5 protein-coding genes are annotated in these 15,363 nt (G+C 74.5%); all 5 read right to left on the minus strand.

The window, feature by feature from the left end:
* Nucleotides 1-51 precede the first annotated feature (51 nt).
* Genes GA0070620_RS09635 through GA0070620_RS09655 form a run of 5 tightly spaced genes read right to left on the minus strand, consistent with a single transcriptional unit; the run spans nucleotide 52 to nucleotide 15,355 of the window.
* Nucleotides 52-5,598 carry a non-ribosomal peptide synthetase/MFS transporter gene (locus GA0070620_RS09635; protein ID WP_091589543.1) on the minus strand — a complete coding sequence of 1,849 codons (5,547 nt, stop codon included), beginning with the start codon at nucleotides 5,596-5,598 and terminating at the stop codon, nucleotides 52-54.
* Nucleotides 5,598-8,717: a non-ribosomal peptide synthetase gene (locus GA0070620_RS09640; protein WP_091589544.1), complete on the minus strand. Its 3,120-nt coding sequence runs from the start codon at nucleotides 8,715-8,717 to the stop codon at nucleotides 5,598-5,600. The genes GA0070620_RS09635 and GA0070620_RS09640 overlap by 1 nt, the downstream gene beginning before the upstream one ends.
* Complete coding sequence (locus tag GA0070620_RS09645) at nucleotides 8,714-8,902, minus strand: MbtH family protein (RefSeq protein WP_091589545.1); 189 nt, start codon at nucleotides 8,900-8,902, stop codon at nucleotides 8,714-8,716. The genes GA0070620_RS09640 and GA0070620_RS09645 overlap by 4 nt, the downstream gene beginning before the upstream one ends.
* Entirely contained in the window at nucleotides 8,902-9,855 is a 954-nt protein-coding gene (locus GA0070620_RS09650; protein ID WP_091589546.1) for a TauD/TfdA family dioxygenase, read from the minus strand. Before GA0070620_RS09650 ends, GA0070620_RS09645 begins: the two co-directional genes overlap by 1 nt.
* Before the next feature lie 25 nt (nucleotides 9,856-9,880).
* On the minus strand, nucleotides 9,881-15,355 hold the full coding sequence (locus tag GA0070620_RS09655) for a type I polyketide synthase (protein ID WP_091589547.1): 5,475 nt from the start codon (nucleotides 15,353-15,355) through the stop codon (nucleotides 9,881-9,883).
* Nucleotides 15,356-15,363: the final 8 nt, after the last annotated feature.

The following is a 15,363-nucleotide window of genomic DNA, read 5'->3' on the forward strand; positions in this document are numbered from 1 at the left end:
GGCAGGCCGTCAGCCGGCGGGGCCTCCGGGTCGACCGGAGGCCCCGTGCCGTCACGCGGCGACCGGCACCTTGTCGGCCTCGCGCTCGGCGGCGCGGGCGGCGAGCCGCCGTTCCCGCTCCTGCGCGCCGATCAGGTCGTCCGGCAGGGAGTCCTCGACCTCGATGTCGAAGCGACGCAGCAGCCGGATGGCGAACCCGCCGAGGGTGATGAGCACCAGGGCCGCGCCGAAGCAGACGTACGCGAAGCCGATGCCGCGACCCGGACCGGTGCCGATGACCGCGCCCACCGACCCGGCCAGCGCGCCACCGGGGGCGAGCATCGGCTCGAAGAGGCTGGTGGCTCCCGGCGCGAGCAGCGCGAACCCGATCGGCAGCGTCGACCAGGAGATGGTCTGGTTGAGGCTGAACACCCGACCGTGGAAGCGCTGCGGCACCTTCACCTGGACGATGGTCGCGTAGATGGACTGCGCGGTGGTCATCGCCATGGCCAGCCAGAACGCCCCGACGCAGATCATGGCGACGGAGGCGTCCAGGCCGATGAGGACGCAGCCGACCGCCGTGCCGAGGTTGCCGACCAGCACGCCGATCATCCGGCGGCGGCGGGGGCCGCCCCAGAGCGACATCAGCACGCCCCCGGCGACCGCTCCCAGCGCCTCGGCGAGCGCCACCTGGGCCACCTGGGTGGCGGTGCCGAAGGACAGCACCAGCGGAGTGACCAGCACCAGCGCGGGGGCGAGGAAGATGTTGCCCAGCGCGAAGTAGCCGAGCATCAGCCGGAACCCGCGGTGCTGCCAGGAGTAGCGCAGGCCGTTGGCGATGGCCACCAGCAGCCGCTCCCGGGGCCGCCAGCCGAGGGTGTCGGGGAAGCGGACCAGGGCCAGGGTGAGCACGGCGATCACGTAGCTCGCCACGTCGAGCAGCAGGATGCCCTTCAGCTCGATGGCGGCGAGCAGGCCGGCGGCGAACACCGGCATGAGCAGCATCGCGAAGCCGTTGGAGAGCTGGGTGATGCCCATCGCGTGGCCGAGGTAGCGCTTCGGCACGAGCTGCGGCACGGCCGACTGGAACGCGATCCGCTGGAACGATCCGGCCACCTGGCTGAGGGCCACGAGGCCGTAGATGTGCCAGAGCGCGAGGTTGTCCGTCCAGAGCAGCGCGGCGAGCACCACCTGGATCGAGCCGGCGCTGCTGCTGGCGATCATCATGATCTTGCGCCGGCTGACCCGGTCGGTGATCGCCCCGGCGACCGGCAGCATCAGCACACCGCAGATCAGCGCGAGCGCCCAGAGCAGGCCCAGGTCGGCCACCGAACCGGTCTGGGTGAACAGCCAGATCGGCAGGGCGAACGCGGTCAGCGCCGACCCGGTGGTCGAGACGAGCTGCCCGGCGGTGACCGCCACGAACCGGGTCATGCTCGGGCGGACGGTGGCGCGCTGCGGCGCGTCGTCGACGCCGACCCGGAGGGTCTCGTGGACCGCCCAGCCGGCGTCCTCCCCGCGCGCCTCGCGGGTCAGCTCGGCGACGTCACCGGCGGCCACCGCCCGGTGGGTGCGGGTGACGATCTCCGCCAGCTCCTCGGCCCGGTACTTGAGGAAGAAGTGCCCGGCCTGGTCGAGCACCACCAGCGCGAGGCGGTCGCTGAGGAACTGCCACTCGGCGTACCGCTCGGTGTGGTAGTCGGTCACCGGGTCCTCCGAGCCCACCACCGAGACGATGGGCGCGCGCAGCTTGGTCGCCTGCCGGTCGAGCAGCCCGGTGAAGTACTCCTCCGACGCGCGCGAGTCGGCGCGCATGTTGCTGATGATCCGGTCGGCCTGCTCCGGGTCCAGCTCGTCGGTGTCCACGCCCATCGACTTGAGCCAGCTCGCGTAGTGCTTGTTGCTGCGCAGCTTCTCCAACCGAGCGCGTACGGCGGCGAACAGACCCTTCGGGCGGGCGAACGGGAACATCGCCCCGATGTAGAGCGCATCCAGCTCACGACCGGCGGCCTCCACCTTGCGGGCCACCTCGGTCACGATGGCGCTGCCCACCCCGCAGTGGCCGTACAGGACGAGCGGACCCTCGACGCGTTCCAGGATCTCCTCGGCCACCCGCGTGGTCAGCTCGTCGAAGGGCACCGCGTCCTCGCTGAGCCCCACGTCGTGACCGGGGATGGCCAGCGACCAGAGCGCGTGCCCGGCGGGCAGCGCGTCGGCGAGCGGCTGGTAGACGATGGCGCTGCCACCGCCGTACGGAACGCAGACGTAGCTGACCACCCGCTGCGCCGCCGGGATCGGCTTGGTCAGCTCGTAGAGCAGCCGACGCGGGCCCTCCTCACCGGCGGCGCCGGTCATGAACGCGGCCAACTCCCGGACGGTTCGCTGCTGGAACAGGTCCATCACGCCGACCGCGCGGCCGCCGTGCTCCGCCTTGCGGATCTTCGCGACCACCTGGGTGGCGAGCATCGAGTGCCCGCCGAGGTCGAAGAAGTCGTCGTCGATGCCGAGGGTCGGCACGCCGAGCACCTCCGACCAGATCCCGGCGAGCAGCCGCTCGGTGTCGTCGCGCGGCTCGACCAGCGCCACCGACGCCTCGCGGGTGACCACCGGCGCGGGCAGAGCCTTGCGGTCCAGCTTGCCGTTCGGGCTCAGCGGCAGCGCGTCGAGCGTGACGAACGCCGCGGGCACCATGTATTCGGGCAGCGTCTCCTTGAGCGCCGCCTTCAGCGGGGCGTGCTCGGCCGGCCCCACCACGTACGCGGTCAGCCGCTTGTCGCCCGGGCTGTCCTCCCGGACGACCACCGCGGCCTCGGTGACGCCGGGCAGCTCCCGCAGCGCGCTCTCGATCTCGCCCAGCTCGATCCGCAACCCGCGCAGCTTGACCTGGTGGTCGATGCGGCCGAGGAACTCGATGACCCCGGAGGGACCCGCGTCGCCCGGAGCAGGCGCACCCGACGCGGCGGCCACACCGGGCGCGAGCCGCCAGCGGGCCAGGTCACCGGTGCGGTACAGCCGGGCGCCGGGCTCACCGGAGAACGGGTCTGGCACGAACCGCTCGGCGGTCAGGGCCGGCCGGCGGTGGTAGCCGCGGGCCAGGCCGACCCCGCCGATGTGCAGCTCGCCGGCCACGCCGACCGGGCACTCGTTGCCCGCCGCGTCGAGCACGTGCAGCCGCAGGTTGGTGATCGGCGCCCCGATCGGCACGCTCGTGAGCCCGGCCAGCAGCGCCGGGTCGCAGTGCCAGGAGCTGACGTCGATGGCGGCCTCGGTCGGGCCGTACAGGTTGTGCAGCCCGCACCAGGGCAGCCGGGCGGTGAAGTCGATGGCGGTGGCCAGCGGCAGCTCCTCGCCCGAGCAGATCACCCGGCGCAGCGCGGTGGCCGCCTCGACGCCGTCCTCGGCGAGGAAGACGGTCAGCATCGACGGCACGAAGTGGGCGGTGGTGACCCGCTCCGCGACCAGAAGGTCCCGCAGGTAGCCGGCGTCCTTGTGGCCGCCGGGCTTGGCGAGCACCAGCCGCGCGCCCTCCCGCAGCGGCCAGAAGAACTCCCACACCGACACGTCGAAGCTCGCCGGGGTCTTCTGGAGAACCGCGTCGTCCGAGCCGAGCCGGTAGGTCCGCTGCATCCAGTCGAGCCGGTTGACGATGCCCCGGTGCGTGTTCGGCACGCCCTTGGGGCGGCCCGTCGAGCCGGACGTGTAGATGACGTAGGCGAGGTGGGCGGGGCCGGCCAGCGGGGCCGGGTCGGTGCTCGGCTGGCCCGCCCACACCCGGTCGTCGTCGAGGGCCAGCACCGTGGCGCCGGTCTCGGGCAGCACGTCGCGCAGGTGCTCCTGCACCAGCACCACCGGCGCGCCCGCGTCGGTGACCATGAACGCCAGCCGGTCCGCCGGGTACTCCGGATCCAACGGCAGGTAGGCGCCGCCGGCCTTGACCACGCCGAGCAGGGCGGCGACCAGTTCGACGGAGCGCTCCGCGCAGACCCCGACGAGCGTCTCCGGCCCCACGCCGGAGGCACGCAGCCGGTGCGCGATCCGGTTCGCGGCGGCGTTCAGCTCGGCGTACGTCACCGAGCGGCCCTCGAAGCGCAGCGCCACCGCGTCCGGGGTGCGCGCGGCCCGCTCCTCGACCGGCCCGTGCAGGGTCTGGGTGCGCGGGAAGTCCGCCGCCGTGTCGTTCCACGCGGCCAGCAGCTCCCGCTCGGCCGCGGCGAGCACGGCCAGCGCGGAGACCGGGGTGTCCGGGGCGGCCACCGCCGCCCGCAGCAGCGCGGTGAACCGGCCGGCCATCCGCTCGACCGTGTCCCGGGTGAACAGGTCGGTGTTGAAGACCAGCTTCCCCCAGAGCCCGTCGACGGTCTCCACCGCGTGCAGCTCGAAGTCGAACCGGGTGGCCCGCAGCTCCATCGGGTTCCAGTCGAACGTGACGTCGCCGGTCTCGGGCACGTCGGCGTAGCGGCCCATGTCGTAGTTCTGGAGCACGAACATGGCCTGGAACACCGGCGAGCGGCTGACGTCGCGGGGCAACCCCAGCTCGTGGACGACGCGGGCGAACGGCACGTCGCCGTGCTCCAGCGCGTCGAGCACGCTGCGCCGGGTGCGCTCCAGCAGCTCCGTGAAGGTCGGGTCGCCGGCCAGCTCTGCCCGCAGCGGCAGCATGTTGACGAACATGCCGACCACGTTCTCCAGCTCCGGTGCGGACCGGCCGGCGACGGACGCGCCGACCGCGAAGTCGTCCTGGCCGGCGTGCCGGGCCAGGAAGACGTGGTACGCCGCGAGCAGCGTCATGAATAGGGTGCCGCCGTGGGCGGCGGCGAGCGCGTTCAGGCCGTCGGTGGTCGCCTTGTCCAGGGTGAACTCGACGAAGTCGCCCCGGTAGGTCTGGGTGGCCGGGCGGGGCCGGTCCAGCGGCAGCTCCAGCGGGGTGATGCCGGCGAGCCGCTGCTTCCACCACGCCACGTGCCGCTGGGCCTGCGGCCCGGCCAGCTCCCGCGCCTCCCAGACGGCGAAGTCGCCGTACTGGACGGGCAGCGCGGGTGGCTCACCACCCCGGTAGAGGGTGACCAGGTCGCGCAGCAGCACGTCGACCGACCAGCCGTCACCGACGATGTGGTGCTGGCCGAGGAAGAGGACGTGGTCCTCCGGCCCGAGGCGGATCAGCAGGGCACGCAGCAGCGGCCCGCCCGCCAGGTCGAACGGTTCGGCGGCGGCCGCGTCCACCAGCTCCTGGGCGGCGGTCGCGTCGGCGGCGTCCACGATGGTCAGTGGCACCTCGACCGTGTCCTCGACCACCACCGTGGGGCGGCCGTCGGCGTCGGCCGGGAACCGGGTCCGCAACGACTCGTGCCGCCGGGTCAGCCCGTCCAGCGCGCCGCGCAGCGCGGCCAGGTCGAGCGGGCCACGCACCCGCAGCGGCACCGCGATGTGGTACGCCGCCTCGCCCGGGGCGAGCTGGTCCATGAACCAGACCCGCTCCTGGGCGTACGACAGCGGCACCTCGGCCCCCGGCGGACGCGGACTGATCCGCGCGGCCGGCGCGGCGGCCTGCCGCCGCCGCAACCGTTGCGCGATGAGGGCCTGCCGGGCGGCGTCCCGCGCCGGATCCTTCAGGTCGGTCATCAGGGACTGTCCTTCTCCGCCGCGAGCAGCGCGGCGACCTCGGTGTCGGATAGCTCGTCGAGTTCGGCGGCGATCCGCTGTTCGATCTCGGCGGCCAGGTCGGCCACGACCGGGCTGGTGAACAGGGCCCGCATCGGCAGCTCGACCTCCACCTCGGCGCGGATCCGGGCCATCGCCCGCATGCCCCGCAGCGAGTTGCCGCCGAGGGCGAAGAAGTCGTCGAGCGCGCCGACCTTGTCCACCTGGAGGATCTCGGCGTAGACCTCGGCGACCAGGGCCTCGGCGTCGGTGCGCGGGGCCACGAACCCGCCCGCTTCGGGGGTGGCCGCCGGCGCCGGGAGCACCGCCGTGTCCAGCTTGCCGTTCGGGGTGAGCGGCAGCGCGTCCAGCCCGACGAACGCGGCCGGCACCAGGTGCGCGGGCAGCTCCCGGGCCAGGTCCGCGGCGAGGGTCGCCGGGTCGGCGGCGCCGACGACGTACGCGACCAGCGCCGGGTCGCCGGAGTCGCCGCGCACCACCACCACCGCCTCCCGCACGTCGGGACGGGCCAGCAGCACCGACTCGATCTCGCCCAGCTCGATCCGCATGCCCCGGACCTTCACCTGGCTGTCCCGGCGGCCCAGGTACTCCAGCGCGCCGTCGGCCCGGCGGCGGGCCAGGTCACCGGTGCGGTACATCCGCTCCCCCGGAATGCCGTACGGGCAGGGCAGGAAGCGCTCGGCGGTGAGCGCCGGCCGACGGTGGTAGCCCCGGGCCAGCTGCTCCCCGGCGACGTACAGCTCGCCGACGACGCCCGGGGGCACCGGGTTCAGCGCCGCGTCGAGCACGTAGGCCCGGGTGTTCCAGGTGGGGTGCCCGATCGGCACCGGACCCGCGGGAACCGTCTCCCCCGGCGCGATCCGGGCGGCCACACAGCCGACGGTCGCCTCGGTGGGCCCGTACTCGTTGACGACCGCGACCGACGCGTGGCCGCCCCGCCAACCGGCCAACTGCTCGCCGCCGAGCGCCTCGCCGCCGATCACCAGGTCGGTGGTGGGCGACAGGTCCGGTTCGAGCAGCGGCAGGTGACTTGGGGTGATCTTGAGGAAGGTGGGTCGGCCACCGGCCCGGGCGGCGGCGGCGTCGAACGCGGCCAGCCGGACCGTGCCGCCGGCGGTCAGCGTGCCGAGCAGGCCGGTGACGGTGAGGTCGAACGAGACCGGTGAGTGCAGCAGGGCCGTGCCGGTCAGGCCCGGATAGGTGTGCCGGGCCCAGGCGAGGTACGCGGCGAGCGCCCGGTGCGCGACCACCACGCCCTTGGGATGGCCCGTCGACCCGGAGGTGTAGAGCACGTACGCCGGATGCCCGGGGTGCAGCGGGGCGAGCCGGTCGGCGTCGGTCAGGTCGGTGTCGGCCAGGTCGGCACCGGTGCCGGCGTCGATCGTGAGCGCGCCCGCCGGGACCAGCCCCGCGGTCTCCGCGCTGGCCAGCACCAGCGCCGGCTCGGCGTCCTCGATGAGGTACGCGATCCGGCCGGCCGGGTAGCCGGTGTCCACGGGCACGTAGGCGGCACCGGACTTGAGCACCGCGAGGATCGCCACCACCAGCTCCGCCGAACGGGGCAGCGCGAGCGCCACCCGGGTCTCCGGGGCGACGCCCCGGGCGACCAGCACCCGGGCCAGCCGGTTCGCGCGGGCGTTCAGCTCGGCGTACGACAGCGGCACACCGTCGTGGACCAGGGCGGTGGCGTCCGGCGTGGCCGCCGCCCGCCGCTGCACCTCGTCCACCACCGTGGTGGTCGGCACCTCCTGGGCCGTGTCGTTCCAGGTGTGCAGCACCCGCTGCCGCTCCGCGTCGTCGAGCAGCGGCAGGGCGGAGACCCGCAGCTGCGGGGCGGCGACGGCCGCGGCGAGCAGCCGCGCGTACCGGGCGGCGAGCGTCTCGGCGGTCCCCCGGTCGAACAGCGCCGTCCGGTAGACCAGCCGGCTGGTCGTGGTGGTGATGTCGAAGGCCAGGTCGTCCTTGGTGGTGCCGAGCGCCACCGGATCCAAGCCGCTGTCGGGGATGAAGTTCAGCGCGGTCTGGAAGATCGGCTGCACGGCCGGGTCACGGTTCGGCGCGACCGCCTCGACGATCCGCTGGAACGGGATGTCGCCGTGCTCCATCGCGTCGACCAGGCCGCCGCGGACCCGGGCGAGCAGGTCGGCGAAGGTCGGGTCGTCGGTCAGGTCGCAGCGCAGCGCGACCGGGTTGACGAACATGCCGATCAGCGGGGCCAGCTCGGGGTTGTCCCGGCCGGCGGTGGAGACACCGACGACCACGTCCTCGTCGCCGGAGATCCGCGACAGCAGCGCGGCGAACGCGGCCAGCAGCACCATGTACGGCGTGGCCGCCGCCTCGGTGGCCAGCTCACCCACCCCGTCGAGCAGGCCCTCGGGCAGGTCGAAGTGCACCTCGTCGCCGGCGAAGCCCAGCTGCGCCGGGCGGGGCCGGTCCAGCGGCAGGCCGGTCACCGTGGGCGCCCCGGCCAGGTGGGCCCGCCAGAAGGCGAGCTGCCGGTCCAGCTCCTCCCCCACGAGCTGCTCGCGCTGCCACACCGCGTAGTCCGCGTACTGGATGGGAAGCTCGGGCAGGTCGACGGGCGCGCCGGTCGTCACGGCCCGGCTGAACGCGGCCAACTCGGCGGCGAGGAGCACCGCCGAGCGGCTGTCGAACACCGCGTGGTGCACCACGAACATCAGCGTGTACCGGTCGTCGCCGAGGCGGGCCAGCCGGGCCCGCCACAGCGGCGGCGCGTCCAGCGGGATCGGCGTACGCCCCAGCTCGGTCAGCGCCTCGTCGAACCGCCGCACCTGGTCGGCGTCGGAGAGCCCGCGCAGGTCGATCTCCGGCAGGTCGACCGGCTCGGTCGCCCGGACCACCTGCACCAGCGTGCCGTCGTCGACCCGCAGGTGGGTCCGTAGCGACTCGTGCCGGTCCACCACCCGCTGGAGCACCTCGACGGCCTGCTCCCGGGTCGTGCCCGTGGGGAAGCGCCACGGGTTGGAGACGTTGAAGACCGGCGAGTCGGCGTCGAGCTGGTTGGCGATCCAGACCCGCTCCTGCGCGTACGAGGCCGGGAAGGTCCACTCGCGGGTCACGGGGTCGCCTCCCGCACCGACCGGGGCCGCATGTCCGTCCACACGGTGTCGATGTGCGCCAGGCACTCCTCGCGGTCGCCCGCGAACCCGGTCTCGTGCCAGCCCGCCGGCAGCTCCCGGTCGGCCGACCAGATGGAGTACTGCTCCTCGTCGTTGCGGACGACGAGGAATCGGGTTTCGGCCATCACTGCTCTCCGTTGCTCTCAGGGGTGTGCGGCTCCGCCATCGCGACGGCGATCTTCCGGGCGCCGGTGAACGGCTCCCGCCCGTGCGCGGCGGTCATGTTGTCCACCACCAGCACGTCGTCGCGCTGGTAGTCGAATCGGACGGTCGCGGCCCGGTAGGCGGCCCGCAGGTGGTCCATCACGTCGGCGGGGATCTCGCCCCCGTCGCCGTAGTAGGTGTTCGACGGCAGCCCGTCGGCGCCGAACATGGCGAGCAGGCCCTCCTGGTAGTCCTTCGGAAGGGTGCTCACGTGGAAGAACGTCGCGTGGTTGAACCAGCGCGGGGTGTCCGAGCCGGGGCGCCGGTGGACGACGTCCCGCACCGCCCGGGTACGCAGGCCGTCCGCGCCGCGCCACTCCAGCTCGATGCGGTTCGCCGCCGCGTACGCCTCGACCTCGGCCCGGTCGTCGGTGTTGAACACGTGCTGCCACGGGGTGCCGAAGTCGGAGTGGAAGTTACGCACCAGCATCCAGCGCCGCCGGACGAACTCCTCCCGCACCGCGGGGTCGATCTCCCGGTAGACGCGGCGGACGTCGGCGAGCGGCGTCGCGCCTCGCGTCTCCGGCGGGGTGATGCAGTAGAAGAACAGCGTCAACGGCCAGCGGGCCTGGTACGAGTTCTCGTTGTGCAGGAAGATTTCCTCGTCCGGGGGGTAGTCGGTCGAGGTGTAGACCCGGCCGGAGATGGCGTGCCGGGGTGAGGACCGCTCGGTGTAGATCAGTGGCTCCCCGGACAGGGCGCGCACCACCTGGTCGAAGCCGTCCACCCCGCCGACGTCGAAGCCACGGAACAGCAGCCCGCCGTGCTCGGCGAGCGTGGCGCGCAGCTCCGCGCGCCGGTCGGCGATGAGGTCGGTGAGGCGTCGGCCGTCGTTCTCGACGACCACCGGGAGCGTGGCGATCGTGTCGCTCATGGTTCGGTTCTCCTGGTTCTCGGGGTCAGGCACGGGGCAGCCGCGGAATGGCGGGGATGCTCGCCGCCGCGGCCGGTTCCTCGGTTGCGGGGGTGGTGGTCCGCAGCTCCTCGATGCGGGCGGCGAGGCCCGCCACGGTGGGCGTCTCGAAGAGGCTGCGCATCGGCAGCCGGACCCCGGTGGCCTTGCGCACCGCGGCGATCAGCTGCACCGCCACCAGGGAGTTGCCGCCGAGGGAGAAGAAGTCGTCGTCGACCCCCACCTCGGCCACCCCGAGGGCGTCGCGCCACACCTGCGCGATGGCGATCTCCAGCTCGGTGGTCGGCGCGGCCGATCCGCCACCGGTCGCGGCCGGCGAGGCGGCCGTCGTCTCCGGCTCACCCTCCAGGCTCTCCGTGGTCACCCGGCCGGCGCGGTCGCGGATGTCGGCCACCGTACGGGTGGCGATCACGACCTGGGCGCCCAGCCCGGCGGTGAGGCTGCGCCGGAACGCCTCCGCACCGTCCACCGGGCGGATGTCCTCGCCCGACCCGGCGGGGGCACCGTCGGCCGCACCGGTCGGCGCGGCGGCGGTCAGGCCGCCGGTGACCGCGCCCTGGTCGACCCGGCGCAGCACGAAGTCACTGATCGCGACCAGTTCCCGGCCGTCGCCGTCGCGCAGGCTCAGGTCCGCGGCCACCACCTCGTCGGTGGCGCTGGGCCGGTGCCGCAGGTGGCTGGTGAAGCGCGCCGGCAGCGCCCCGCGCACCACGATCCGCCCGTACGACAGCGGCAGGTAGGTGCCGGAGCCCTGACCGCGGCCGAACGCGGTCGCCACGTCGAGCAGGGCCGGGTGCAGACCCCAGGCGGCCAGGTCGGCGGCGACCTCGGCGGGCGCCTCGATCCGGGCCAGCTCCTCGCCGTCGGCGAGGTGGTGCTCGCGCAGCGCGTTCCAGCGCGGCCCGAACGTCAGCATGCTGGTCCGGCCCCGGCCGAACGACGCGTCGTCGTCGACCCGCCGGCCCGTGACCGTCGCCGCCCCGGCCGCTGGCGCGGCCTCCCGCGTCCAGCCGGCCGCGCCCCGCACGTGCGTACGCTCCACGCCGCCGGCGAGGCTGCGGACCGCGAAGTCCACCCCGTCCTCGGCCGGCGTCAGCTCGACCCGGTACTGCGCCACCGTGCCGTCCGGCACCGCGAACGGCTCCAGGAACACCACGTCGCGCAGCTCCACCGCCGCGTCCCCGGCCGGCGCGGGAACCGCCGCCGCGACCGCCGCCCGCACCGACTCCAGGTGCGCGGTGCCCGGCACCACCGGCACGCCGCCGATGCGGTGCTCGTCGAGCACCCAGTGGGTGGCCGCGGAGACCAGGCCGTGCAGCACGGTGCCGTCCGGCGCGGAGACCCGCGTGGTCAGCACCGGGTGGTCGACGGCGGTGGTCACGGTGTCCCGTCCGGCGGCCCGGAAGCCGGCCGGCGCGGCGGTCTCCACCGCCATGCCCACCTCGGCCCAACCGCCCCAGTTCTGCGACAGCACCGGCGCCCGCCAGCCCTGGCCGGAGCGGGCGTGCGCGTCGAGGAACGCGTTCGCCGCGCAGTAGTCCACCTGGCCGAAGCCACCGACCACCGCGGTGATCGAGGAGCAGAGCACCACGAAGTCCAGCGGCAGGTCACCGAAGACCTGGGCCAGGGCGAGGGTCCCGGCGAGCTTCGGCGCGAGCACCCGCTCGGCCTCGGCCCGCTCCTTGATCTCCGCCATGCCGCCGCCGGGCAGGCCCGCCGCGTGCACGACGCCGTCGATCCCGCCGTACGCCTCCTCGGCCGCCGCCCGCACCCGGCGCAAGTCGGCCGGGTCGGTGACGTCGGCGGCGAGCACCAGCACCTGCGCCCCGGCGGCCTCCATCCGGCGGATCGCCGCGATCGCCCGGCCGGTCCGGTCGTCGCTGCCGTGCACGGCGAGGTGGTCGTCCCACTGTTCGCGCGGCGGCAGGCCGGAGCGGGCCAACAGCACCAGCCGCGCCCGGGCCTGCCGGGCGAAGTCCTCGGCCAGGGTGATGCCGATGCCGCCCAGGCCGCCGGTGATGACGTACCGCCCGCCGTCGCGCAGCGCGCCCGGCTCCCCCTCGGCGTCCAGGGTGACCTGCTCGTAGTCGGCCACCCAGCGGCGACCGCCGCGCAACGCCACCTCGGCGCGGCGCGCGTCCCGGGCCCGGCGCAGCTCGGCCAGCAGCGCCCGCCCGCCGTCGTCGGTCGGGTCGGCGTCGACCAGCCGGACCGTCAGGCCGGGCAGCTCGGCGGGGAGGACCCGGGCCAGACCGGCGAGCGTGGCGTGCTCCGGCCGCACCAGGTCGTCGCCGCGCACGTCGCCGACCCCGGCGGTGACCAGGTCCAGGTGCAGGTCGCCGTCCTCGGCGGTCAGACCGGCCCCGGCGAGCGCCTGCACCAGGTGCAGCGCGCTGAAGAAGCCGCCGTCCTGCGCCGCCCAGGCGGCCGCGATGTCGGTGCCGGCCGGCGCACCGTCCAGGGTCAACGCGTGGACGAGCCGGGTCGGCACCCCGTCGACCGCGAGCGCGGCGACCAGCGTGTCGTAGTCCTCGCGTACGGCGGGGCGCAGCCGGTAGCCGGTCCCGGTGGCCGCGAAGGCGTCACCGGGGCGTACCTCCACCGGCTCGGCGCCCGCCGCGCGCAGGTCGGCGAGCAGCGCGTCGCCGCGCGGACCGGCGGTGAACACCAGGCAGCGGCCGAGCGGGCCGGTCCCCGGCTCCGGGGCCGCCTGCCGCCACACCGGCACGGCGAACCACTCGGGCAGCGGACGCGGCCCGGTCGGCGTCGCCGCCCGCGGCTGCTCCGGGTCCGGGTCGACCCAGTAGCGACGCCGCTCGAACGGGTAGGTGGGCAGGGGGACCCGCCGGGCCTGCGGGTCGGCACCGAGGCGGACCGGGACGCCGCCGCACCAGAGCGCCGCGGCGGCGCCGAGCAGGGTGGCCAGGTCACCGGTGGCGTCGCCCGGCCCGGGCAGGCTGCCCAGCGGGGTCAGCCGGCGCTGCTCGGCGGACGCCTTGGCGACCTGCATCCGGGCCAGGTTGGCCAGCTGCTTCCCGGGCCCGCACTCGACCAGTTGCCAGGTGCCCTCCCCGAGCAGGGTGCCCACGCAGTCGCCGAAGCGCACCGGCCGGCGCAGGTGGGCCGCCCAGTACGCCGGGTCGGTGGCCTGCGCGTCGGTGATCCAGGTGCCGGTGACGTTGGACAGGAACGGCACCGCCGGCGGGCGGAGGGTCACCGACGCCATGAGCGCGGTGAACTCGTCGAGGATCGGCTCCATCATGGGCGAGTGGAAGGCGTGCGACGTCCGCAGCGCCTTGCTCTTGCCCTTGAGCAGCTCGGCGAAGGCGGCGACCGCCTCGGTCTCCCCGGCGACGACGCAGGTGCCCGGCCCGTTGACCGTCGCGATGGACAGGCCCTCGGGCAGCCGCTCGGCGATCACCGACTCGTCGAGCGAGACGGCGAGCATCGAGCCGGCCGGCAGCGACTGCATCAGCCGGCCCCGGGCGGCGACGACCCGCAGCGCGTCGGGCAGGTCGAGGACGCCGGCGACGGTGGCGGCGACGTACTCGCCGATCGAGTGGCCGATCATCGCCGCCGATCGGGCGCCGGCGTCCTGCCAGAGCCGGGCCAGCGCGTACTCGACGACGAACAGGGCGGGCTGGGTGTAGCGGGTCTCGGTCAGCCGGTCTCCCGCGTCCGGCTCCCGACCCAGGATCAGGTCACGGATGTCCAGCCCCAGCTCGGGGCGGAGCAGCTCGGCGCACTCGTCGACCACGGCCGCGAACCCTGGCTCCTCGGCGTAGAGCTGCGCGCCCATGCCCGCGTACTGCGCGCCCTGGCCGCTGAAGAGGAAACACAGCCTCGGGGCGGGGCCGTCGGCCACCCCCCGGTGTCCGCGCCGCGCGTCGAGCAGGGCCGCGGCCGCCGTCGGCAGGTCGGTGGCGACCACGGCGGCGCGGTGCGGGTACTCCCGCCGGCCCACCCGCAGGGTGTGCGCGACGTCGGCGAGGTGCTCCGGCCCGGCGTCCGCGGCCTCGGTGAGGCGCGCGGCGAGCCGCTGCACCGCCGTGTCGAGCGCGGTGGCGGTCTGCGCCGAGACGTGCAGCAGTTGCGCCGGCCGCACCCGCCGCGGCGCCCGGTACGCCGCTGGCGCCTGCTCCAGCACGACGTGGGCGTTGGTGCCGCCGATGCCGAACGAGCTGACCCCGGCCCGGCGCGGCCCGCCGTCGGTGTCCCACTTGGTGAGGGTGTTCGCCACGTAGAAGGGGGTGTCGGCGAACTCCACCGCCGGGTTGGGGGTCTCGTAGTTGACCGTCGGCGGGATCAGCCCGTGCTCCATGGCGAGGACGGTCTTGATGACGCTGACGATGCCGGAGGGCTGGCTGAGGTGGCCGATGTTCGACTTGACCGACCCGATGCCGCACCAGCCCCGGTCGTCGGTGTCCCGCAGGTAGACGGCCGAGAGCGCGGCGACCTCGATCGGGTCGCCCATCGCGGTGCCGGTGCCGTGCGCCTCGACGTAGCTGATGGTGCGCGGGTCGACGTCGGCCATCGCGACGGCCTGGGCGATCGCCTCCATCTGGCCGTCGATGCTCGGGGCGGTGAAGCCGACCTTGCCGGCGCCGTCGTTGTTGATGGCGTTGCCGAGCACGACGGCGCGGATCGCGTCGCCGTCGGCGATCGCGTCGGAGAGGCGCTTGAGCAGCGTCACGCCGACGCCGCTGCCCCACACGGTGCCGTTCGCGCCGGCGTCGAAGGGGCGGCACCGCCCGTCGGGCGAGGTGAAGCCCTCCATGCCGAGGTAGCCGACGTGCGGCAGTTCGATGTTCACCCCGCCCGCGAGGGCCATGTCGCACTCGCCGTTGCGCAGCGCCTCGCAGGCCAGGTGGAAGGCGACCAGCGACGTCGAGCAGGCGGTGTGCACGGTGAGGCTCGGCCCGCGCAGGTCCAACCGGTACGACACGTTGGTGGCCACGTAGTTCGGCGAGTTGCCGGTGGCGATCGACACGGCGCCGTGCGGGCTGCCGCCGACCCGCTTGTTGCGCAGCACATAGCGGTGCAGGTAGGTGTTCCCACCGGTGCCGGCGTAGACGCCGACGGCGCCGTCGTAGCGGGACGGGTCGTAGCCGGCGTCCTCCAGGGCGGTGTGGCAGGTCTCCAGGAACAGCCGGTGTTGCGGGTCGGTGATCTCCGCCTCCCGGCTGGTCATCCCGAACAGCCCGGCGTCGAACTCGTCGTAGCCGTCGACCAGGGGCGCCCGGTTGACCCAGCCGGGGTCGTCCACCTCCTCGGTGGTCGCGCCCCGGGCCAGCTGCTCCTCCCGGGTGAGTTCGGTGACCGACTCCACCCCGTCGACCAGGTTGCGCCAGAACTCGTTCACGTCGGCCGCCCCGGGCAGGCGGGCGGCCAGCCCGACGATCGCGATCGGCTCGATGCCGTCGCCGTCGCCGGACAGTTCGGTTGCGGTCGAATCGTCCATCACGTGTC

Origin of the sequence: Micromonospora krabiensis (assembly GCF_900091425.1) — a bacterium.
In the GTDB taxonomy this organism is placed as follows: domain Bacteria; phylum Actinomycetota; class Actinomycetes; order Mycobacteriales; family Micromonosporaceae; genus Micromonospora; species Micromonospora krabiensis.

What these genes read in the sequence shown, in the direction of transcription:
- GA0070620_RS09635 (WP_091589543.1), bottom strand. Translation starts at nt 5,598, where the DNA reads ATGACCGACCTGAAGGATCCGGCGCGGGACGCCGCCCGGCAGGCCCTC.
- GA0070620_RS09645 (WP_091589545.1), bottom strand. Translation starts at nt 8,902, where the DNA reads ATGGCCGAAACCCGATTCCTCGTCGTCCGCAACGACGAGGAGCAGTAC.
- GA0070620_RS09650 (WP_091589546.1), bottom strand. Translation starts at nt 9,855, where the DNA reads ATGAGCGACACGATCGCCACGCTCCCGGTGGTCGTCGAGAACGACGGC.
- GA0070620_RS09655 (WP_091589547.1), bottom strand. Translation starts at nt 15,355, where the DNA reads ATGGACGATTCGACCGCAACCGAACTGTCCGGCGACGGCGACGGCATC.